This is a genomic window from Lysinibacillus sphaericus, assembly GCF_005217585.1.
Lineage (GTDB): Bacteria > Bacillota > Bacilli > Bacillales_A > Planococcaceae > Lysinibacillus > Lysinibacillus sphaericus.
Map to the genome: position 1 here is coordinate 86,433 of NZ_SZPT01000002.1, position 23,979 is coordinate 110,411.

At 36.5% G+C, this 23,979-nt stretch carries 19 protein-coding genes and 1 riboswitch; of the genes, 15 read left to right on the top strand and 4 right to left on the bottom strand.

What is annotated here, in order from left to right; translation table 11 throughout:
- The first annotated feature begins 22 nt into the window (after positions 1 to 22).
- From FC748_RS06130 to FC748_RS06150, 5 genes are all read left to right on the top strand, one after another.
- Positions 23 to 925, top strand: coding sequence for a CobW family GTP-binding protein (locus FC748_RS06130; RefSeq protein ID WP_108030303.1), 903 nt, complete (start codon positions 23 to 25; stop codon positions 923 to 925).
- Between the two features lie 394 nt (positions 926 to 1,319).
- Positions 1,320 to 1,991, top strand: a complete 672-nt coding sequence (locus tag FC748_RS06135) for a YkwD family sporulation-associated protein (protein WP_024361625.1) — start codon at positions 1,320 to 1,322, stop codon at positions 1,989 to 1,991.
- A 190-nt stretch (positions 1,992 to 2,181) separates the two neighbouring features.
- Positions 2,182 to 3,615, top strand: a complete 1,434-nt coding sequence (locus tag FC748_RS06140; RefSeq protein ID WP_024361626.1) for a spore germination protein — start codon at positions 2,182 to 2,184, stop codon at positions 3,613 to 3,615.
- On the top strand, positions 3,612 to 4,649 hold the full coding sequence (locus FC748_RS06145) for a GerAB/ArcD/ProY family transporter (RefSeq protein WP_024361627.1): 1,038 nt from the start codon (positions 3,612 to 3,614) through the stop codon (positions 4,647 to 4,649). Before FC748_RS06140 ends, FC748_RS06145 begins: the two co-directional genes overlap by 4 nt.
- Entirely contained in the window at positions 4,631 to 5,710 is a 1,080-nt protein-coding gene (locus tag FC748_RS06150; protein ID WP_024361628.1) for a Ger(x)C family spore germination protein, read from the top strand. The genes FC748_RS06145 and FC748_RS06150 overlap by 19 nt, the downstream gene beginning before the upstream one ends.
- Before the next feature lie 78 nt (positions 5,711 to 5,788).
- Here FC748_RS06150 and FC748_RS06155 read toward each other — a convergent pair whose 3' ends face one another.
- Positions 5,789 to 7,135, bottom strand: coding sequence for an MATE family efflux transporter (locus FC748_RS06155; protein WP_024361629.1), 1,347 nt, complete (start codon positions 7,133 to 7,135; stop codon positions 5,789 to 5,791).
- Positions 7,136 to 7,307: 172 nt separating this feature from the next.
- On the opposite strand from FC748_RS06155, the gene FC748_RS06160 reads away from it, so the two are divergent.
- Complete coding sequence (locus tag FC748_RS06160; protein WP_108030304.1) at positions 7,308 to 8,384, top strand: undecaprenyldiphospho-muramoylpentapeptide beta-N-acetylglucosaminyltransferase; 1,077 nt, start codon at positions 7,308 to 7,310, stop codon at positions 8,382 to 8,384.
- Positions 8,385 to 8,438: 54 nt separating this feature from the next.
- Here FC748_RS06160 and FC748_RS06165 read toward each other — a convergent pair whose 3' ends face one another.
- On the bottom strand, positions 8,439 to 8,987 hold the full coding sequence (locus FC748_RS06165) for a GNAT family N-acetyltransferase (RefSeq protein WP_024361631.1): 549 nt from the start codon (positions 8,985 to 8,987) through the stop codon (positions 8,439 to 8,441).
- 550 nt (positions 8,988 to 9,537) lie between these two features.
- Here FC748_RS06165 and FC748_RS06170 point away from each other — a divergent pair.
- The 9 genes from FC748_RS06170 (at position 9,538) to FC748_RS06210 (ending at position 22,093) form a co-directional block, all read left to right on the top strand.
- Positions 9,538 to 11,565 (top strand): diguanylate cyclase domain-containing protein, encoded by a 2,028-nt coding sequence (locus FC748_RS06170; RefSeq protein ID WP_025219558.1) that lies wholly within the window; start codon positions 9,538 to 9,540, stop codon positions 11,563 to 11,565.
- Positions 11,566 to 11,663: 98 nt separating this feature from the next.
- On the top strand, positions 11,664 to 12,341 hold the full coding sequence (locus FC748_RS06175; RefSeq protein ID WP_024361633.1) for a response regulator transcription factor: 678 nt from the start codon (positions 11,664 to 11,666) through the stop codon (positions 12,339 to 12,341).
- Positions 12,338 to 13,723, top strand: coding sequence for a sensor histidine kinase (locus FC748_RS06180; RefSeq protein WP_108030305.1), 1,386 nt, complete (start codon positions 12,338 to 12,340; stop codon positions 13,721 to 13,723). The genes FC748_RS06175 and FC748_RS06180 overlap by 4 nt, the downstream gene beginning before the upstream one ends.
- Before the next feature lie 232 nt (positions 13,724 to 13,955).
- Entirely contained in the window at positions 13,956 to 16,778 is a 2,823-nt protein-coding gene (locus FC748_RS06185; RefSeq protein WP_025219556.1) for a 2-oxoglutarate dehydrogenase E1 component, read from the top strand.
- A 91-nt stretch (positions 16,779 to 16,869) separates the two neighbouring features.
- On the top strand, positions 16,870 to 18,105 hold the full coding sequence (odhB, locus tag FC748_RS06190; protein WP_108030306.1) for a 2-oxoglutarate dehydrogenase complex dihydrolipoyllysine-residue succinyltransferase: 1,236 nt from the start codon (positions 16,870 to 16,872) through the stop codon (positions 18,103 to 18,105).
- Between the two features lie 375 nt (positions 18,106 to 18,480).
- Positions 18,481 to 18,666, top strand: a riboswitch (Lysine riboswitch).
- Between the two features lie 119 nt (positions 18,667 to 18,785).
- The gene (locus FC748_RS06195; protein ID WP_108030307.1) at positions 18,786 to 19,640 is read left to right on the top strand and encodes a transporter substrate-binding domain-containing protein; all 855 of its coding nucleotides are present in this window, start codon (positions 18,786 to 18,788) and stop codon (positions 19,638 to 19,640) included.
- A 284-nt stretch (positions 19,641 to 19,924) separates the two neighbouring features.
- Positions 19,925 to 20,650 (top strand): amino acid ABC transporter permease, encoded by a 726-nt coding sequence (locus FC748_RS06200; protein WP_024361638.1) that lies wholly within the window; start codon positions 19,925 to 19,927, stop codon positions 20,648 to 20,650.
- 13 nt (positions 20,651 to 20,663) lie between these two features.
- Positions 20,664 to 21,395 (top strand): amino acid ABC transporter ATP-binding protein, encoded by a 732-nt coding sequence (locus FC748_RS06205; RefSeq protein ID WP_024361639.1) that lies wholly within the window; start codon positions 20,664 to 20,666, stop codon positions 21,393 to 21,395.
- Positions 21,396 to 21,895: 500 nt separating this feature from the next.
- On the top strand, positions 21,896 to 22,093 hold the full coding sequence (locus FC748_RS06210; protein WP_024361640.1) for a DUF6501 family protein: 198 nt from the start codon (positions 21,896 to 21,898) through the stop codon (positions 22,091 to 22,093).
- 64 nt (positions 22,094 to 22,157) lie between these two features.
- Here FC748_RS06210 and FC748_RS06215 read toward each other — a convergent pair whose 3' ends face one another.
- A complete protein-coding gene (locus tag FC748_RS06215) occupies positions 22,158 to 23,228 on the bottom strand; it encodes a toxic anion resistance protein (protein ID WP_108030308.1) in 1,071 nt (356 codons plus the stop codon).
- On the bottom strand, positions 23,225 to 23,875 hold the full coding sequence (locus tag FC748_RS06220; protein WP_024361642.1) for a 5-bromo-4-chloroindolyl phosphate hydrolysis family protein: 651 nt from the start codon (positions 23,873 to 23,875) through the stop codon (positions 23,225 to 23,227). Before FC748_RS06220 ends, FC748_RS06215 begins: the two co-directional genes overlap by 4 nt.
- Positions 23,876 to 23,979 lie beyond the last annotated feature (104 nt).

Below are 23,979 nucleotides of genomic sequence, written 5' to 3' on the forward strand. Positions count from 1 at the left end.
TTTTCTTTAGGAGGAATGAATTGTGAAGGATGTATATTTATTTAGTGGATTTCTTGGAAGTGGTAAGACATCTATGTTGACTGATGTTATACGACAACTAAAAGAAAAAGGGTTAAAGCCGGCTGTAATTATGAATGAACTTGGCAAGCTGCCATTTGATTCTCAAGCTGTAGAAGAGGACGTGCCGCTCAAAGAGATGCTAGAAGGCTGTATTTGTTGTTCAGGAGCTGAAAAAACAGAGGCTCAAATTCAGTCTCTTCTATTAGATAGTGAATTTGACGTTCTAATTATTGAAACAACTGGAGCGGCTCACCCTGTAGAAGCATTGGATGCTGTCTATTCCCCTATCTTTGCTGAGCAGTTAAATGTCAAGGGGATTGTTACAGTTGCGGACTCGAAGCTTTGGTTACATCGTGATACATTAACACCGCAAGTGCGTACATTGTTTATGGAACAAATTCGTCACGCGCATTTATTACTAGCCAATAAAACCGATTTATTAACAGAGGCGGAGCAAGCGCAAGTCGTTTATGAGCTACAAGGTTTTAATCCCCAGGCATTTATTTTGCAAACAACAAATGGGCGTGTACCGTACCATTTACTAGAAAATTTATTTGCCACCGTTAAAATCGATAAGCAACATATTGTGAAAGCCCCGATAGCCTCCATGCATTTAGGCTCTCGTTTAGTTGAATTTGAAGGTGTTCACTTTACACAAGAGCAAATTGAAGAGTGGGTACGTGGTTTACCAGATACGGTGTACCGAATGAAAGGCTACGTTCCAATAGAAGGCGTTAAAAATCCAATGCTGTTTCAGTATGCCTATGGAATGGTACAATGGTTGCCAGAATTCATTAAAATGCCTGCAAAGCTTGTTTTAATAGGTGAAAACATTGGTCATGTTCATGTCATAGGTATTGATTAAATAATTAGTGTACCATGCTTTACTTTAGATAATAAACTTCATCTGCCCGTGTTCTTTCTGAAGATTTAAGTCATTCAGTGGAGCCGAGCAGATTTTTTTATAGGCATAGCCAAAAAATGATTTTGCTCACTTTTTATTTTCGACAGGCAATTTTAGTGATTGGCCAGTGTGCTATTCTATTAAAATCGTAGTCAAAATACGAACAAAAATTGAATACTGTCAACCCTATTTAAAACGTAAGTATTTCATAGGTTGGTGAAACTTGCTAAAAAATATAACAAAAAAACCCCTGTTTAACGGAAACTACTTTTCTATTGGACATGCTAGCAGATGTTGGGAAGATTTTTTATAGAATCATACTTTACGATAGGTTGCAGATAGGAGGAATTGCAAAATGAAAAAAACACTTACTGCAATTTGTGCAACATTTCTTTTAGCAGCTCCAATTCAATTGGCTTCTGCTGCTTCTAATACTACAGAAGGGAACACAGCAAATCAGACAACGAACTGTAAAGTTTACTATTATAATAATTGGTCAAATCACAAGTGGGTTGTAACTAAACCAAATACAACTGCACCGTCAAAAGATACGCAAACAAATCAACAAACAAATAAACCAACAAATCAACAAAATACGACAACGACAACACCACCAACTACATCTAATCCGACTACAACAACATCGGATGTGAATGCTTTTGAACAAGAGGTAGTGAAATTAACGAATGCTGAGCGTACGAAAGCAGGATTAAAGGCTCTACAAACAGATGATAAACTGATGGCTGCAGCACGAGAAAAATCTCAAGACATGCAATCAAAGAAATATTTTTCACATACGAGCCCAACATTTGGTTCACCATTTGATCGTATGAAAGCGCTAGGCATCACTTATAAGAGTGCGGGTGAAAATATCGCCCAAGGTCAACGTTCTCCACAAGAAGTTGTACAAGCTTGGATGGATTCACCGGGTCACCGTGCCAATATTTTAAATGCTAATTATACACATATTGGTGTAGGGTATGTGAAGTCAGGTAACTACTGGACGCAACAGTTTATCCAAAAGTAATATTGTGAAAATTTAATAGAAACAACGTATCTAAATAGGATGTCCAATAAGTCTTCAAGGCTTATTTGGATGTCTTTTTATTTTTTAAGGTAAAAAAATTACAAACAATGAAGAAAACAGGATAATCCAAAGGCATTGCCGTTTGAAATAAGCCATTTTTGCCTATACTTCCAAGTATAGGAGGCGTTTTATGAATAAAGTGGAATTAATGATGAAAAGCTTACAAAAAGCATTTAATCAATCATCCGATTTTACAGTAAGACAAGTAGACTGGCGAGAAGGAACGTCTGCTATTTTATGCTTTTATTCCTCGCTTGTAGATGCAAAAGAAGCGCAAAAATTACTCGATACAATTTATGCACGTTTAGATACAAACAAGCCGTTCTGGAGTGAAACGATAATGACGACTCTGAAGCCATTTTCGTTACCACAAGCCATCGAACATATTTGTAATGGTGAAACGCTAATCATTATTCCTGATACAGGTGAAATGCTTTCACTTACGATTGTCAATCAAGTACACCGCAATCCTGATGAGCCGAATAATGAACATGTTCTGCGCGGATCACATGAAGGATTAGTAGAAAGCGTTGAAACCAATTTAGCCTTATTACGCAAACGAATTCATAATCCTTCGCTGGTCGTAAAATCCTTTTCAATTGGCAAAGAGACAAATACAAAAGCTTATTATCTTTACATTGACGGAGTCATTAAAGCAGAAACGTTAGCTGAAATTGAAAAGCGTATCGATGGCATTAACATAGATTATTTTTATAGTGTTGGTCAACTAAGTGATGAGTTAGAAGATTCCGTATGGTCGCCTTTTCCTCAATTGCTTAATACGGAGCGTCCTGACCGGGTTGTTGCTAATTTAGTTGAAGGTAAAGTGGTGTTGATAACGAATATCTCTCCAACAGCATTGATTGCACCTGTTACGTTTTTTTCCTTTTATCAATCACCTGACGATTATAATGGTCGAGTGTTGGTAGGTTCTTTTTATCGCATGGTTCGGTTATTTTCATTTTTTGCTGCTGTTTTTTTGCCGGCATTTTACATTGCAATTATCAGTTTTCATTTTGAAGTATTGCCATTAGAGTTGAGTAATCAGGTAAAAAATGATGTGAATGAAATCCCTTATCGACCATTAATAGAGGCGCTAATATTAGAAATTATTATGGAGCTTATACGAGAATCTAGTATTCGATTGCCTCAATCAGTGGGGCAGACCATAGGGATTGTCGGAGGATTAGTTATAGGTGATGCCATTGTAAGTGCTGGATTAGTGTCGAACTTAATGGTAATTGTCGTCGCTTTAACTGCAATTTCTAGCTATGTTGTACCGTCAGTAGAGCTGAACACCTCTATCCGTATATTACGATTTCCATTTATGGTACTAGCCTCACTATTTGGCTTTTTCGGCATTGTTATTGGTGTCGTTGTATTGTTAATTCACCTTATTAATTTAAGCTCTTTAAAACAGCCATACTTTGCTCCAATTGTGCCGTTCCAACCAAAAGAAATCTATAAAGTGTTCGTGCGAGGGCCGTTCTTTAAACCTACCGTCCAAGTAACATCTTTTAGTTCACCGAAAGATGATAGTGTAAAGAATGGTGATACACCTTGAATTTTTCCTTATCTAAAGGGCAATTTTTTTTACTAATGTTTTTCATTGAAACAGGGATTATTTATATTTCCTTTCAGACGCCTTTAATAAGCGAAAGTAAAAATAAGGCCTGGGTGCTATTTATCGTAGCAACCACATTACATTATTTAGTATTACTATTTTTTGAGCGGTATTATCGATATTTTTACTTGAATACATTTTTTCAATGGGTGTATAAGGTGTATTGGTTTTTAATGATAGCGACATTTTTAGCCTATATGGTGTATGTTTTAGCATCATGGGTTTTGCCTCAAACGCCCGAGTGGATAATCATCGTTTTCATTGTAGCACTGTCGTTATACGGTAATGTAAGTCGACCAGAAACCGTTATTAATATTGGTGTTATGTTTATTCCGCTTATATTTATTTTTATCATTTTTTTAATGCTTGCGGTTCCAGATCTTACATGGACAAACTTATTACCGCTCGAATTTAATAATTATAAGGAAATAATTCAAGGGATTATTCATAGTGTTTTTGCATTTATGGGAGCGGAAATGTATCTGATTTATCGTCCTTTTTTACAAAAGGAATTGACTTTAAAAAGCAAGCAAATATTGATGTATCAGCTCATCATTTTTGTCTTTTATTTGATTTCCGTTATGTTTTCCCAAATGTTTTTTACTATCGAAGAGATTAAGTTAGTGCCAGAGCCAATTATCTATATTTTAAAATCTCAAGAAGTTACATTTGTAAAGCGACTAGATATTTTCTTTGTTTATATTTGGTTATCCTGGTCCATCATCACAGTATTAATTTTTAATTTAACGATAAGGGTCGTCCATTTTGGAATAGGTAAGAAAGGAACTAAAAAGACAACCGTTTTTTATCATCTATTGCTTGCGATTGTGCCAATTTTTTTAGTTAAGTTTAAGGTGATTGAATTAATGAAAAATTCCTTCCATTATATAATATTAATTTTCACTTTTCTCTTACCGATTCTCATCATTTTATGGAATAAATGGAGGGGGAAAACGTGTATCGAAAAGCAATAATCGTTCTGTCAGTTGTACTACTTGCGGGTTGTTGGGACGAACGCTTATATAAAAATTCATCAGTCGTATCCCTTGCTGGTATAGAAGGGACAATGGGCGAATATAAAGGATATTATGCTTATCCGAAAACAATTAATAAGCAAAGTCAGATTATGTTAATTGAAGCAAAAGGTATTTCTCCACGTGATGTACGAAATAATGCCGATTTGAAGGTTGAACAAACACTTGACTTGTCTGAACTTTCAACATTGCTTATTTCAATTGAAACGGTAAAAGAACCTTTATATGACCTATTAGATATTTATTTTCGTGATCCTCAAAATCCAATTTCTATTAAAGTGGCATTGACTGAGGGGAGTGTAAAACCTTTTGTTGAGTTAACAAAAGAAGTAACGGATAATGCAGGAGGTTATTATCAACGCTTTATTGAAAGTACAGAAAAAAATACAATTTACCCTAAACTGAACTTACAAATGATCGGATCGACATTGTTTGATAATGCCAAAGATATTGCCATCCCTTATATTAAAATGGATGAAGAAGAACATAGCGCGGAAGCTGCAGGAGTGGCATTGTTTTCTGGGCAAGTGTTTACTGGGAAAATTTTGGATCCTAAGCAATCCTTTTATATGCTTTTATTAATGGATAAAGCGAGTCAACATGCACGTATACAATATATGCTCAAGCTCAATAACGAGGATGTACCTGTCACTGGGGAGGTAATCCATTTAAAAAGAAAATGGATCATCAATGAAGAAATGAAAAAAATAACAATGGATTTTAAAATTGACGTAGAAATAGAAGAGTTTTCAAAAGATCATTTGTATAAAGAGGAGACGTTTAAAACGATAGAGGAGATGTTCCAACAAAGAATACAAGCTGATTTTGAGGAAGTAATAAAAATACTGCAAGAACAGAAGTCCGACACGTTAGGGATAGGACGTTATATTCGCGCTTATCATCCCAAATTCTTCGAGGAAGACTGGCGCGAGCAATTTGCTTCACTTACGATTGAACCAAAAGTGAAAGTAACGATTATTCGTACAGGCATACTCCGTTAATAAGGAGCTTGCATCTATTGTTTAACTAACAAAACGCAAAAATGTTGATGTTGAATCACCATTTTTGCGCTTTTTTCATTATAGGGCAAATTTTCTTTGTACGCGTAATAAACGGATTAATAAGGTAATAGCGCCTGCAGATAGACCAGCTACAAGCCCTAACCAATAACCAACTGGACCTAAATCAGTATAGTTAGCTAGTACATAACCTGTAGGCAATCCAATAATCCAATACGAGATAATAGCCATGATAAATGTGATGGTCACATCCTTGTATCCTCGTAATGCGCCTTGCACAGGTGCTTGAATAGAATCAGATAGTTGGAAAATGGCAGCATACACTAAAAAGACTTGCGCATTTTTTAAAACTAGCTCATCGCTTGAATACATTGTAGCGATTTGTTCGCGAAGTAAGTAGAGAATGCAAGCTGAGAAAAAACTAAATAGTATTGCTGTACCTACGCATAAATAGCTATAGATTTTTGCATCACGTAAACGTCCTGCACCAATTTCAAAACCTACTAAAATCGTTACACCCATTGAAATACTTAGAGGAACCATATATAACAACGACGTAAAGTTAATGGCGATTTGATGGGCAGCGATGATTTCTGTGCTAAAGCTACTCATCATCATTGTGACGGCAGAAAAAATACTCGTTTCCGCAAATAAGGAAATACCGATTGGCACACCAATAACTAAGATTTCTTTCCAGCTAAGCCATTGTAACTTTGGCCATTCACGGAAAATAGTAAAGTGTTCAAAAGGCACGCGTTTAGCAATAATCCAAACCGTAATAAAGAAAATTAGCCAATACGTAATGGCTGTTGCAACACCTGCACCAACACCACCAAGCTCAGGTGCACCGAACTTTCCGAAAATGAAAATATAATTTAAGAAAATATTAATAGGTGTTCCTAGCAGTGTAATAATCATGGTTACTCGTGTTTGACCTAACGCATCGATAAAACAACGTAGAACAAAAAATAAAAAGAGTGGAATAAGACCAGCGCACATTGCATGAATATAAGATTTAGCAATGTTATGTACAGCGGCGTCTAATTGCATATTTCCCAGTATCCAATCGAGCCCGATAAATAATATGATAAAAATACATGCAGAAAGTACAAGTGCGACATATAAGCCTTGCTGCACTGCTTGTTTTGCTAATTGTTCTTTCTTTGCGCCAACAAGCTGGGAGACAATCGGTGTTATTGCTAATAATATACCTGAAAGCCCAGTATAGATAGGCATCCAAATGGACGACCCAATGGAGACTCCTGCCAAATCAGAAGTACCGTAGCGGCTAGACATTAAAATGTCGAAAAAAGAAATGAGATAAATGGCTACTTGGGTAATTAGAATAGGTACAATGATTTTTAAAATGAGTGAATACTTTTGCTTTAACGTTGTCGTTTTATACATAGTGAGTAACTTCCTTTTATAAGCATGATGAATTAGTATAGCATATAGTAAACATCATATGATGAAAAATTAAAGCTTCATCTATATCTTTTCTTTCGCATATAGTAAAATAAAAGACTGTAAACAAAAGTGGCGTTTGCTACAATGGCTTTTAAGGAATAGGAGAATTTACGTGAAACAACAAACAATCATTTTAACCGGTGGTGGGACAGCAGGCCATGTATCACTTAATCAAGCGATATTACCTTCTTTACTTGAACTAGGTTACGATGTCCACTATATTGGTTCAGAGCAAGGTATTGAAAAAGAATTAATTGGCGAGGCATTTCCTGACGTCCCGTTCTATGGGATTGCTAGCGGGAAATTGCGTCGTTATTTCTCTATGAAAAACTTTACAGATCCTTTTAAAGTACTTGCTGGCATTATGCAAGCATTTCGCATTATAAAGAAAGTAAAGCCAGAGGTTATTTTTTCAAAAGGTGGTTTTGTCTCTGTACCTGTCGTGATGGCAGCTAAAGTGGCAGGCGTACCGGTTGTCATACATGAATCCGATGTAACGCCCGGATTAGCTAATAAAATTGCACTTCCATTTGCTTCGCATATCTTCACTATTTTTGAAGAGACGCTTCAGCACTTGCCAAAGGAAAAGGCTACTTGTACAGGTTCCATTATTCGTCAAGAATTATTTAATGGGAATAAAGCAAAAGGTCTTGCTTTCTGTGGCTTTACGGCGTCAAAACCTGTTCTTTTAGTGATGGGGGGAAGTCTTGGCTCGGTTGTGTTAAATGATGCATTACGCCATAATTTACCTGAACTACTTCAAACATTTCAAGTAATACATCTATGTGGAAAAGGAAATAAAGACGACAGCTTAGAGTCAATGAAAGGCTATAAACAGTTTGACTATGTTACGACGGAATTACCGGATTTACTGCATGCAGCAGATTTTGTTGTTTCTCGTGCAGGGTCTAACTCTATATTTGAATTTTTAGCCCTGCATAAGCCAATGCTATTAATTCCTCTATCTGCACAAAAAAGTCGTGGCGATCAAATTTTAAATGCAAAGTTATTTAAAAAGCAAGGGTACGCTGAAGTTTTACAAGAGGAAGAACTAACAAAAGAAACATTTATGAAATCAGTTTATACGTTAACAGCGCGTAAATCAGAAATCATACCAGCAATGGAAAAGACGCAAAGACCTAAAACGCCAAACGAAATGGCGAAGTTAATATTGCAATATAAAAAATAAAAAGCTATGTGTACTGTTATAATAAACAGTGCACATAGCTTTTTTTGTTGGTTATTACATTGCTTGTTCTTCGCCTTCTTGCGTTTGATTGGCAGTTGTTAGATAGAACAAGTCACGTGGTATTTTATATAGATTAAATTGTGCTTCTCCGCTGTTAACTTGTGCTAGTAATGTTGGGTGACTATCATTTGCACTTACAACATAAGGCAACTTTAAAGCGGCACGCTGTGATTTACTATTTTCTACTCGTATACGGAGGAAAACCGTATGGAAATTATAATCAAAAAATAATTCATTTAAGAAGAGCATTTTTGCTTTTTGGTTGTAACCTTGCCCTTGATAGGGGAGTCCTATCCACGTTCCGAGGAAGCCAGCACCGTCTTCCACATCATGAATGCTAATGGTGCCAATCGGTTGACCCCAATCATCAGTTATTGTCCTGGAGATAGCGAGCCCTCTCGCTTCTTCTTCGATTAGTTGCTTGGTCATAAACCAGTATTCGTCCGCAGATTGTGCCTTTTGGCGAACGAAGGGAAAAACAGATGGATGCGATAATAGCTCATAAAGCTCTGTACATTCATGTAGGTCTCGATGTTTAAGCATACGAAACGCCTCCTTTGCAAGGGTAGTTAAAACAATTCCGTTAAAGCATAAAGAATAAAACTAAAATTCGTACTGGAATTAAAAACCCAAAGAACTAGACGTTATAACTATGAAATCCATAATCTCCCGCTGTCTTACTGATTTTGCGACCATACCGAAAAATGGCTAGTTTTATTAATATAATATAACAAGTCTACTGCTTGGTGCAATCATTTTGCTCTTTTAAACGAAAATTAAGTTTAATTGTCAGTTAATTCAGAAAAAAGGTGAAAGATATCATTTCCCTACTTTTGTTATATATGATTTAAAGTCTATTAAAGTTATATGTTTCATAAAAATGACGAAAAAAAGTATTTCCTTAGTATTGTTTTGCCTTGTGAAAAGTGAAATATTATCAAATTTTACTCGAAAAAGGATAGAATCTTTCGTAATTCAACAAAGTTAAATGATTGTAAATATGTTATAATACTAGTGTAATTTTTATTTTATAAATAAATACATTTATAACGAATTTATATATATATGTGACTTTATAATGGGGAGTGACATCATGGAATATCTTTTAAGCGAAAAACTATTCAATCAACTATTTATTGGAGAAGATTTCGTCTATTTAATGAAAAGAGTTGGAGACGATTATCAATATATTCGCTTAAATCAAGCTGCCCAAGCACTGTTATCCAATAACGCCATTGGAAAAATGCTATCTGCTGTTACTTCTAGTCGGAATTTTGTCATTATTCAAGAAAATTATCATCGAGCAATCGCTCAACATCAGCAGGTCGATTACGTCGATTATGCCTATGTTGAATCGGAAGTGCGAAAATATGAGACATCTGTCCGCCCGATTAAAGACGGAAATGAATACTATATTTTAGCTATTACAAAAGAAATCTTATATGACAGAAGTGTTGAAGATAAGTTTTTATTTATGCGGTCTATTTTTGATCACGCTTTTTTTTCAACCGTTATTTTATCTGCTGAAGGTACTATATTTGAAGTAAATACAAGCTTCATGGAAGATTTTGATTTGGATAACGATATGGTGAAACATCAGCCATTTATCGATTTGCCCATCATTCCAAAAGAGGAAATAGAAAAAATACAAGACTATTTACAAAGAGCAGCAATGGGGGAAAATATTGCAGAGAAGCTTATTAAATTACATACGTTGGATCAACAGGAGCGCATGTATTTAGTATCAATGTCACCAGTAATGCAAGGAGACAATTCCTTTGCTATTTTCTTAATCATGCAAGATTTTACGCAATTCACAGAACAACAGGCCGCATTGCGTTCGACATCCCATGGCCTTGAAGTGTACAAGGCAGCTTTAAATTCTGCCACTTCCATTGCTATTTTAGATATCGAAGGAAAAATCGTGGAAGTAAATGATTTATTTTTAAATGCTTCGGGATTTACAGCCAGTGAATTGCTAGGCCATCCTTATGACCTTATTGAACCCCGTAATAATAAAAAAAGCGTGTTTCAAGCAATCAATGAAACCCTGGCATTAGGAGAGGTGTGGCGAGGTGAGCTGTGCTACCGCACTAAATATCATGCAGACTATTGGGTAGAGGCTGCTATTGTGCCCTTGAAAAATGAATTTGGCCAAGTGGAGCAATATTTATCCATTAACTATGATATTACGGACAAGAAAAGAATGTTAACGGAATTAAAAAATATTGAACGGACATTCCGATTAATTACTGAAAATACAAATGATTTAATTGTCATCTTAAATGAAGATGGTATCATTATTTATGCCTCACCGTCTTACAGAATGTATTTAGGTTACGCAATTGTTGAATTACAAGGCCAGTTTTACAGTGATATTATTGATGAGCAAAGTAAACCAGCGTGGCAAGCGTTTCTAAATGATTTTACAGAGAAGACTGATACACAATTTGAGCTATTGCTTCAAGGGAAAGATGGTACACCAGTTTGGACAGAAGGAAATGTAACGGTCGTTCATGATACAGAACGCGAAACAATCTCACAAATTATTATGGTTTCACGTGAAATTACCCATCGTAAAGAACGAGAAAATGATTTACTTTACCTTGCTTATCATGATAGTTTAACGCAGCTACCGAATCGAAGGTATCTAACAAAGGAATTTCCCAAAATACTGATGGACGCACATGCCAAAAACGCTTGTATTGCCATGTTATATATTGATGGAGATGACTTTAAAGATGTAAATGATCAATTCGGACATGATATGGGGGATGATTTTATCCGCAAATTTGGTAATGTGTTAATTACCTCTGTGCGTAGTCACGATCTTGTTATTCGAATGGGTGGGGACGAATTTATCATTATTTTAACAGGTTTAACGCGTAAACCTGAAGCAAGGCAAGGTCAAATGATGCATATCATTAACCGTATTCGCAATGAATTAAAAAAAGGTTGGACAATCGAAAATCATTTCTTTGCACCTACTGCCTCTATAGGAATTGCCTATTATCCAGACCATGCAACTACATTAGAGGAGCTAATGGATTTAGCAGACCAAGCATTATATAAAGCAAAGGAAAGTGGGAAAAACAATTTATTTATAACTGGCCCACTTTAAAATAAGTCTGTACAAACGAGTATTTACTTGTGGTACAGGCTTTTTAAATGATGTTATGCTAGAAAAGAAGTTATTAGATTGAAATAGAAGGTGATTAGATGCCTAAAAAAATACTATTGGTAGAAGATGAAAAACATATCGCTCGTTTTGTTGAACTGGAGTTACAGCATGAAAGCTATGATGTGACCGTAGCCTTTGATGGGCGGGAAGGTCTTGCACTTGCTACAACAGAAAACTATGATGTTCTATTATTAGATGTCATGCTGCCGGGGATTAATGGAATTGAGATTTGTCGCCGCGTTCGTACGCAGTCACAAGTACCCATTATTTTACTTACTGCGAGAGATGCAGTGATGGATCGAGTTGCAGGTTTAGACGCAGGAGCCGATGATTACATCGTGAAGCCTTTTGCCATTGAAGAATTACTGGCACGTATACGTACCATTTTACGCCGTGTGGAGCCTAATGAAAAAATGGTGGGTCATACATTACGTTTTCGAGATATTGAAATTGATATTGATGCATATGAGGTATTGGTGCAAGGGCAAAGACTTGATCTTACAAAAACCGAATATGATTTGTTGAAGTTATTAATAGAACATAAAAACCGCGTATGTACAAGAGAGCTTATATTAACTTCTGTCTGGGGGTATGATGCAGATATTGAGACAAATGTGGTGGATGTATACATCCGTCATCTAAGGACAAAACTACCTGGTGATTTAAATGCCTATATCGAAACCGTACGTGGGGTAGGATACGTGATGCGTGAATGAATAAAATAAAAGCCTATTTCAGCAATCTTTCTTTGCAAAGAAAGTGGATGTTGACATCGAGTGCGGTCATTTTTATTAGCTACGCTATAATTTGTATCGTCGTCTATGTTTCACTGCATACTTGGCTACTAAATGATGAAGTTAGTAAAGTGAAACGAACTAGAGATGATGTCGCTTCATTTTTAGAATCACAAGGACCCAATATATCTATCCAACAAATCCAGCAAAATACAGGATTATTAAAATCGATAGTTGATCGCGAGCAAACGGTTAGACTATATAATAATGATGGTATTGAAATTTTGCGAATTAATAATGCCTCCAAAGCTGCACCTCTTTCTCCCATGCAGAAAATTGTGCAAATGACCATTGATAAAAAAGAGGCATATGTCGTCAATGAGCCAATAAAGCTTGGTTTTTTTCAAGTATATATTCAAGTGATTCATCCGTTAACACGTTTTGAATCCTTAATGCGTTATTTGTTGACCGCCATGCTTATAGCAGGAGTCGGTGCATTGTTCCTTTCAGGTTCCATTGGGTATTATTTAGCGAATTATTTAACGAAGCCACTTCATGCATTGCGTGCATCAATGAAAACTGTAATGGACCAAGGTTTTAATGAACCAATACAGCTATCCTACTCATCACAAGATGAAATTGGTGACTTATTGAAAATGTACAATGCAATGATGAATGAGCTACAAATATCATTTGCTCAACAGCAGCAATTTGTTGCGGATGCTTCTCACGAACTGCGGACACCTATTCAAGCAATTGAAGGCCATCTCTCACTACTCAAGCGGTGGGGTAAGGATGATCCAGTGATTCTAGAAGAATCGATAGATACATCATTAACGGAAATTACTAGGATGCGAAAAATGATTGAAGAGTTACTTGAACTCGCACGACGTGAAGAGAAAGATGACACCAGTGAAGCAAATCCGGTCGCGGTCATTGAAGGTGTCATAAGTGAAATGGCGAAATTGTACCCGAATGCAACTATTACGCTGTCGAAAAATGACGAAATAGGGGCTGTCTTTATAACACCGAATGCTCTTGCTCAAGTAATTCGCAATATAGTAGAAAATGCCATTCGTTATTGTGAAAAAGTTCCGGAAGTAAATATTTCCCTTTTTGTGAAGGATGAAAAAGTAGAATTTCAAATAACAGATAATGGGATTGGAATAGCTGAAAAAAACCTTCCCTATATTTTTGATCGTTTTTACCGTGTAGATGAAGCAAGAAATCGTCAAATTGGCGGTACAGGCTTAGGGCTAAGTATTTCTAAAATGTTACTTGAAAAATATAATGCTTCAATAGAAGTCAAGAGTGAAGTAAATGTTGGAACCGTTTTCTTGTTGAAGATACCGCTAAAATATTAAGAAAAATACACGCTTTATTTAAGAATTTTAGCCTTCGAGAAAAAAATTGCTTAATTTGCTAAAAAGAGTTGTATTTTCTGTGAAGAGTAGTAAGATTGAGATGGAAAAAACGTTCTTTAAATTATGGATAAGTTGTGTCAAACATCCTTTTAATGAGCGGGAAAATATTATATAATTAATTGTAATTTAATTAATGGAACTGCCGATAGGCAAAATTTGGAGGTCATTTTTCATGTCGAACAACGTTACAACTGTAAGTTCTCCATGGTCAGCTTTCTCTGGTCCTAACTTAGGATATGTGATGGAGCAATACGACTTATTCTTACAGTCTCCTGAAGAAGTAGAACCGGAGTTAGTATCATTATTCCAACAATTTGGTGCACCAGTCGTAGTAGAAGGTGATGTAGCTGTAGTAAGTGGTTCAGCAGCTCCTGCTGGCGATTATAAAAAGGTATTGGCAGCTGTTAAATTAGCTGATGCAATTCGTTCACAAGGACATTTAGCAGCAGATATTTATCCTTTGAAAAATCGTGCACTTCAAACAGCGCAAATTGAAGAAAGTGCGTTCAACTTAAGTCCTGCGGATTTAGCAGAAATTCCTGCTGCTATCTTCTTCAAAGATGTGCCAGCGGGCGTGAAAAATGGTAAGGATGCAATTGATTATTTAAAATCTGTTTATACAGATAAAATAGCTTTTGAATATGGGCATGTTGTCGTAACTGAAGAACGTGATTGGATTCAAACTCAAATTGAATCTGGTTCTTTAAAACAAGCACTATCTTCAGATGAGAAAAAAGCGTTATTAGACCGTTTAACACGTGTTGAGAACTTTGAGAAATTTATTCACAAAACATTTGTTGGTCAAAAACGTTTCTCAGGTGAAGGTTTAGATACTCAAATCGTCCTTTTTGATGAAATTTTAAAAACAGTAGAAGCGAACAAAGTAGAAAATGTTCGTATTGGTATGGCACACCGTGGTCGTCTAAATGTGCTAACACATATTTTAAATAAGCCATATGACATGATGTTCTCTGACTTTGCACATGTTTCAAACGATTTATTTATGCCAGAGCACGGTCGACTTGAAATTACAAAAGGTTGGACTGGTGATGTGAAATACCACATGGGTGCTTCTTATACACGTGAATCAGGTATGAATGTCAAACTAGCGTATAACCCTTCACACTTAGAAGTTGGAAATCCGGTAGTATTAGGTTCTACTCGTGCAACACAAGATGAGACATCTAAGCCAGGGCAAGCTGTGCATAACCCAGCAAAAGGACTAGGTATCCTTGTGCATGGTGACGCTGCATTCCCAGGTCAAGGGATTGTAACAGAAGTGTTAAACTATTCTAAAACTGAAGGTTTCTCAACTGGTGGTACAATTCATATCATTGCGAACAATATGATTGGTTTCACTACGGAACTACAAGACTCACGTTCATCTGTTTATTCTTCTGACCCAGCAAAAGGTTACGAAGTACCAGTTGTACATGTCAATGCAGATAGCCCAGAAGCTGTAGCACAAGTAGGTCGTTTTGCTGCTAACTATCGCCAAAAATTCGGTAAAGATATTATTGTTGACTTAATTGGTTACCGTCGACATGGTCACAATGAAACAGATGACCCAACTGTAACAAATCCAGAAACATATAAACTTGTTGCAAAACATGATACAATTCGTACATTGTATGGTGCGCAATTAGTGTCTGAAGGCCTAGTTACTGCTGATGAAGTAGCAGCACTTGATGCAGCAATCTATGCTGAAATGCAAGTGGCTTACGATCATGTAAAAGAAATGGCAGCTAAAGATGAACATAAACAGATAGAGATGCCAGAAGAATTAAAAATTGAATTCCCACAAATTGATACAGCAGTAGGTGCTGAACGTTTACAAACAATAAACGAAGAACTTTTAGTGTTTGAACAAAACTTCGAGCCACAAAAGAAATTAGGTAAAATTTTAGAAAAACGTCGCGATGCATTTACTTCTGCTAAAATTGACTGGGGTCATGCTGAAACATTAGCATATGCAACAATTATTCAAGATGGCACACCTGTTCGTTTTACTGGTCAAGATGCGCAACGTGGTACATTCTCACAACGTCATTTAGTGTTACATGACAAAAATAACGGCAATGTATTTACACCACTTCACCATATCTCAGGTGCAAATGCTTCATTTACAGTTCACAACTCTCCATTAACTGAAGCTGGAGTTGTAGGCTTTGAATACGGTTACAATTTAGAAAAAGGCAATGTTTTATCTGTATGGGAAGCACAATTTGGTGACTTTGCAAACATGGCACAGGTGATGTTTGATAACTTCATTTCAGGTGCACGTTCTAAATGGGGTCAAAAATCAGGCTTTGTCATCCTTTTACCACATGGTTATGAAGGTCAAGGTCCTGAACACTCTTCAAGTCGTATGGAACGTTATTTACAAATGTCAGCAGAAAATAACTGGTTTGTTGCGAACTGCTCGAATGCAGGTAACTACTACCACTTATTACGCCGTCAAGCAGCAATGTTAGAAACAGAGGGTGTACGCCCATTAGTTGTTGTATCACCAAAATCTTTACTTCGTCATCCATTAGCTGCAGCAAGTGCTGAGCAATTAGCAGATGGTTCATTCCAAGAAGTAATTGAGCAACCAGGATTAGGTACAAAAACGGAATCTGTTGAGCGTATTGTATTAGGTACTGGTAAAGTAATGATCGATTTAGCAGACCGCGTGAAAGATGGAGAAGGCTTCGATCACTTACACATTGTGCGTGTAGAACAACTTTACCCATTCCCAACAGCGCAAGTAGCTGATATTATTGCTAAGTATCCAAATGTAAAAGAAATTGCATGGGTGCAAGAAGAACCTAAAAACCAAGGTGCTTGGAATTACGCATTAGAAACATTATATGAGCTATCTGAAGGTAAAAAGCTTCGTTATGTAGGTCGTCCTGCAATGAGCTCAACTTCAGAAGGCGATGCAGATTCTCATAAAGCAGCTCAGTCTGCTGTCATTGAAGAAGCAGTGGCTGAAACGGTTAAAGTTAAATAAACATATCAACATTACTGGAAGCTGGGCTACTTGCCTAAGGCGGTAGCCCTTTTATGTGCATTATGCACGTTAATCAAAGGAGGAAATGAAAGTGGCTGAAATTAAAGTCCCTGAATTAGCAGAATCGATTACAGAAGGTAGTATTGCACAGTGGGTTAAAAAAGTGGGCGACCGCGTGGAAAAAGGTGAATTTATCGTTGAACTTGAAACAGATAAAGTAAACGCTGAAATCATCTCTGAAGAAGCTGGTGTACTAACACAAATTTTAGCTGAAGAAGGCGATACTGTTCTTGTAGGTCAAGTAATCGCAGTTGTAGAAGCTGGCGAAGGTGCAGCACCAGCACCAGTTGCAGCAGCACCAGTTGCAGCAGCTCCAACACCAGCAGCGCCACAAGCAGCAGCTCCAACACCAGCACCAGTTGTAGAAGAAACTTCAGGTGAGCGTGTCATTGCGTCTCCTGCAGCACGTAAACTTGCTCGTGAAAAAGGTATTGACCTTGCAGCTGTATCTCCAGTAGATCCACAAGGCCGTGTACGTGTTCAAGACGTTGCAGCTCATGGTACAGCACCAGTAGTAGCGCCACAAGCAGCGCCAGCAGCACCAAAAGCAGTAGTAGCTGTTGACGAATCTCGTGTTACAATTGAAAAAATGAGCCGTCGTCGTCAAACAATAGCTAAACGTCTATTAGAAGTGAAGCAATCAACTGCTATGCTTACAACATTCAATGAAGTAGATATGACAAACGTAATGGCATTACGTTCACGTAAAAAAGAACAATTCTTTGAGTCAACTGGCTCTAAGCTTGGTTTCATGTCATTCTTCACAAAAGCAGTAGTAGCTGCACTTAAAAAATACCCATATGTGAATGCTCAAATCGTTGGCGATGAAATTCACTTAAATAACTTCTTTGATATTGGTGTAGCTGTATCAACTGAAGAAGGTTTAGTAGTACCAGTTGTTCGCGATGCTGACCGTAAAAACTTTGCTGAAATTGAAGATTCAATTGCAGATTTAGCTAAAAAAGCTCGCGATAAAAAATTAGGTATCGCTGATCTTCAAGGCGGTTCATTCACAATTACAAATGGTGGTGTATTCGGTTCATTAATGTCAACACCTATTATGAACGGTACTCAAGCTGCTATTTTAGGTATGCACTCAATTAAAAAACGTCCAGTAGAAGTGAACGGTGAAGTAGAAATTCGTCCTATGATGTACTTAGCACTATCTTATGACCACCGCATTATCGATGGTAAAGATTCTGTAGGCTTCCTTAAAACAGTTAAAGAATTACTTGAAAATCCAGAAGATTTATTATTAAATTCTTAATACAGAAAAATATGTGTTCAAGCCCTGCAAATTTAACGGTTTGCAGGGCTTTTTGTTGTCCTTGTATAGGGAAGCTTCGGTTCTCAAGGAATAGACGAAATTTCGCCTTATACAATTGGTCTAAAGGCCTTTAAATATAGAGAAATACTGAATCTTTTGTATTGTCGGTAGTATTGAACATGATAATATTTTATGGAAAAATATTAAATAATAATTACAACACTTCTACTTTCTTAGATGTAATTTATGGATTTTAGAAGGATAATAACCTAATTTTGTCATTAGTCAGAAAAATGATAAAACTATCTTGACGAATAGACTAGCTTTATAGTAATATCTAAATATCAATTAAATAAACAAACCTCACTGTTATCTATGTGAGGTAGAGGCGCGGTATTTATTAGTCCATTGCTGAGTTAAAGCAAGCGAAGACGTAATGGAGAAGGAAATATCGCCGAAGTATAAAAGGAGCTCGTACTTTTATGCTGGGTCTGCAGTGAATAAGTGCAGGACTGTCCTAGTAAATCTAATTCCAGTTTACTAGGTTGTGCTATCTCAGAATGATGGAAATTATAGTGAGGATTTGGGCAACTGTCAATAAAAGGTAAGACCTAAGTTCAAAACTTAGGTCTTTTTTTGTACAGTTGCTTTATTTTTTTTACAGAAAAGGGGAGTTTTAGATGAAAAGAAAATGGTTGCTATTTATGTTAACGGCAATGACAGCGATTTTGTTAGCAGCTTGTGGTGCTGGAGACAAATCGGAAGACAAAGCATCAGGTGATGCGGCGAAAGAAGAAACAGGTGGAGAATTCCGCATAGGTATGGAAGCAGGTTATCCTCCATTTAACTGGACACAGCAAGATGATTCAAATGGTGCAGTAAAAATTGCTGATAATGCAGAATATGCAGGCGGCTATGATGTACAAATGGCGAAAAAGATTGCTGAAGGTTTAGGAAAAGAATTAGTTATTGTCAAAATGGAATGGGATGGTTTAGTTCCAGCACTACAATCCAAAAAAATTGATGCGATTGTAGCGGGGATGTCCCCAACTAAAGAACGTAAACAAACAATTGATTTTACAGAAAACTACTATACTTCTGATTTCGTCATGGTAATTAAAAAAGGTAGTAAATACGAAGATGCAAAATCTATTCAAGATTTCTCAGGTGCAAAAGTTACTTCACAGTTAAATACGTCTAACTACAATGTAATTGATCAAATTAAAGGCGTAGAAAAACAAACAGCAATGGAGAATTTCTCTGCAATGCGTGTCGCTTTAGAAGCAGGCAAAATTGATGGTTATGTAGCAGAGCGTCCAGAAGGTATTTCCGCTGCAGCAGCGAATGACAAATTTACATTTGTATCATTCGAAGAAGGCTTTGATACAGATATTTCAAATACTTCAATTGCAGTTGGTTTACGTAAAGGTGATGCAAGTCTAGATAAAATCAATGAAATCCTAAAAGGTATTTCAGAAGATGATCGCCAAAAAATTATGGAAGAAGCAATTCTTCAACAACCTGCAGCACAGTAATTTCGTTGAGGTTGCGCCAAAATGGAAAATAGTATACTGGAAGTATTTCTAGTATGCTATTTTTTGATATAAAAGTATGAATCCTTGGAAATAAAAAGGATTTTTATTAAGCGGTGCAGCCTCAATCATTTTCGTTTATATAGAAGGGTAGCACCTTCTGATAAATGCTTATGTCTATGGTGTGTATCACATAATTTGAATAAAGCAACATCATTCAAATGAAGAGATGATTTCGCTAAGGCATATTTGATATCAAGCAACAACGCGTTGTTAGGAGGAACATCATGAGTTTAGATTGGATCATTTCTATAATAGAAAACAACTGGCAAATGTTTTTACGAGGTGCGTATTATACATTACTTATTTCAATTATCAGTACAGTCATTGGTGCATTTATCGGATTTTTTATTGGGATTATGCATACCATTCCAGTACGTAAAAAGGGTATAAAATATTATGTATTAAAATGTGTTAATTTTATACTGACATGCTATGTAGAATTTTTCCGTGGTACACCAATGATTGTACAAGCAATGGTAGTATTTTACGGACTAGATATTGCTTTTGGGATTGATATGCACTTTATTACGGCAGGTATTTTAGTCGTTTCGCTTAATACAGGTGCTTATATGGCAGAAATTGTTCGTGGAGGGATTGTTTCCATTGATAAAGGACAGTACGAAGCTGCTTCTGCTATTGGGATGGGACATGTACAAATAATGATGTATGTCGTATTACCACAAGTTGCGCGTAATATTTTACCGGCGACAGGCAACCAATTAATTATGAATATTAAAGATACGGCTGTTTTAAGTGTGATTGGCGTAACGGAACTATTTTTCCAAACGAAATCAATATCAGGTAATAACTTCCGCTATTTCGAATCATTCTTTGTTGCATGTGTGCTGTACTTTATCATGACATTTACGGCATCAAGAATATTATTATACGTTGAAAAACGCCTTGATGGACCGGATGCTTATCAAAAAGAATTAAAGGAAATTGACTAAGGGGGACGAACAAATGGCAATCATTCAAATAGAGCATTTAAGTAAATCATTTGGACGTAACCAAGTGTTGAAAGATGTGAATTTTAAAGTAGAAAAAGGAGAGGTTGTATGCTTAATCGGTTCATCAGGTTCCGGTAAATCAACACTCTTACGTTGCATTAATTTACTTGAAACGCCAAATGGTGGCGAAATTATTTATAAAGGGGAAAATATTTTAAACGAAAAGCATAATATTAAAGCTTATCGTACCCATTTAGGAATGGTTTTCCAACAGTTTAATTTATTTAACAATCATAATGTGTTAAAAAATTGTACAGTAGGGCAAGTAAAGGTGCTCAAACGTTCAAAAGATGAAGCAGAGAAAACAGCCTTGAAATATCTGAAAATCGTCGGTATGGATCAATACGTCAATGCTAAGCCACGTCAACTTTCTGGTGGTCAAAAGCAACGTGTAGCGATTGCGCGGGCATTATCGATGAATCCAGATGTGATGCTATTTGATGAACCGACATCTGCGCTAGACCCAGAAATGGTCGGGGAAGTCTTAAAAGTTATGCGAGAGTTGGCGGATTCAGGAAATACGATGTTAATCGTAACACATGAAATGGAGTTTGCGAAGGAAGTTGCAGATCGTGTTGTATTTATGGATAAAGGGGTAATTGTGGAAGAGGGACCACCATCGAAGGTGCTAGTAAACCCAGAACATGAACGTACAAAAGAGTTTTTAAAACGAACGCTGAAGTGAGTGTAGCGTTCATTTATCTTCAGCATCAATGGATTTCAGTCCGTGCTGACACTTGATAATGCTTCAGTCACATCTGTAATAGGAAAGTACTCCGTATCGGAAATCTACATGTAAAATGTAATAGCACTAGGCAAGCCCCACCATGAAAAGTCGTGGTAGGGCTTACGAGTGCTAGGAAAGTATTTTTAAAGTAAAAACAAGTTTCGACAGTCTTAAGGGAGTTCCATAACATATGGACTCATTTATTTTCTAGAATTCCATTCTGCATATAAAATAAAGCAAATGGCAAATGCAACAGCGATGATAAAAAACCATTGCGGAACACCACCAAAACTCATAACAACACCTCTAGTATCATTTTATTAGGGTAAATGTGTAAATAAAACGTCATTAAGTACAAAATATAGACTTCTATAGTTTTTTCTCCACAAAAGAGCTAAAATCGTATAAAATAAACAATAGACGTTAGCTAAGTGCTAGTAAAGAGAGGTAGAGAAATTATGTTACATTTAAAATGGAAAGATGCGCCAACACTTCGTAAGGTTACTTGCAAACATACGAATGCATCAAAATATTTAGTATCCAACGTATTAACAGTAGGAAAAGAGTATGAAGTGAAAAATGAAACAGAAGAGTTCATTTTCATTATTGACAACACGGGTAATATCGGTGGTTACTACAAAGAGTATTTCGCATAAAATGAGTAGGGGTGTCACAGAGAACTTCTGAGACACCCCTTTATATATTTAGCGACCCAGTATATTATTCCTTCGTTGTTTTTTTCATCCCAGCAACATCTAGTTGAAAATGTTGTCTATCCTGTTCTGTCGCAGTATGCAAAGCAAAAACATCTTGAATAGCCGTTTTAAGCTCCTGCTGTGTTTCTTTAAATTTCATTACTTGCTGTTCAAAAGTAGGACTAGTAAAGCGCTCGTTTGTTCGTGCCAGTCTTTCTTCCAATTGATTGTAATGATGATCCATATTCATGGATAACATCATAGCCAATTGATTTTTCCAAAGAGGAATGAGTGTCACAATTGAAAACTCTATTTTCTCAGCAAGCGTTTGATTAGCTTGTTGAATCATGCGTATTTGAGGGGCAGTTTGTAATGCAACCTGCTGGGACACTTGTAAATCATAAATACGTTGGTCGAGTCTTTCCAGTTGTGCTGTGAAATCATTGAGCTGTTGAATAGCTAGCGGTTGTTTAGTTGTTTGTACAATATCCACTTTTGTAGGTAACTCTACTTCAATGGCTTGCTGTTTTTTCATCAGTCCAGCTGCAATGGCAGTTGCAAGCTCTTCAAAAAATCCTCTATTGTGTGCATATAGCTGTTCTAACATTTCTACGTCTTTTAACAGTTGTAGTTGAGCACGTTCGAGTTGAACACCAATTCGTTCGACTTGAATACTAATGCGTTCAAATTCCGTTAATGTTTGTTTGACGCTAGGACTCGTTTTACCGAACATTTTTTTAAAGAAGGAAGGTTTTTTTGGCTCTAGTGCCGCAGGGTCTACACGGTCTAATGTTTGCATTAAGGAATCTAGCATTTGACCAATTTTTGTGACATCTTTATCCTTCACTTGGGCAAGCATACGATCTGCAAATTGAGAGACTGCACGTTGAGAGTCTTGACCTAATGATAATACGGATTCAAAACTACTTAGGTCAATTTGACTTGCATATAAAAGTGCACGACTTTGGGCAAGAGGTGACAATGTCTCATAGGTGTCCATCGCTTCTTGATTTGACGATGCTAAATAGCTTTGTACAAGAGGTGAGATTCCTTGCAATGAATCTAAATGGACGAAAGCATCTCTGTTAGCTGTCATTTTTCCTCGCCTCGCCATTCCAATTGTTCTTTCCGTTTTAAATTGGAACGGTTTGCGAATTCAATTTCCATTTGAAGATGATCGATATCATTAGAGAGTGCATCCTTTAAGTCAATTTGAAACGTGGAATTTAAATCCGCTAATGTTTCACGCGTTTTTGATAATGTAATTTGGATTTCTTTATCTTTGACAGGCTGTTTTGACAACATAGTATACTTTTCAGTCAATTCAACAGCAGAAGGAAGATGCGCATAGAAAAATGGCTCCACATTGTAAAACTTTCTTGGATCAGTTTTGACAATTTTGATAATGTTTTTTGAAATACGTGTCATTTCGAGTAATTGCTTAAAGGCTGACACGGAACGTACTCGTAAATAGTTTTGGCTTAATGTTTGAATATGTTTGTTAGCTGTCGATAGCTGTAAATCAATATGTTTATACTCATCCTTTGTAATTCCTGCTATGTGCATAACTTTTCTTTTTTGATTTAGTTTTAGCAAAGTTGTGCTCGTTGCATAGGTGCCAGCGAACAAACAACCACCAAGGAAGAATCCTGGATTTGCCGCAAACGCTGTAATAGAAACAGTTGATAGAGAAATTAAAAGGCTAGCGGTATGTCTTGAGAAAAACTGTCCGATACTGAGCATCGTTTCTTCCTCCTTGCTTTTCAATATGTCTATCTTTTAATACGTTAAAATCGACATAAAGTTTCAATAATTATCTTAAGACTTACATAAATTTTACTGCTAAT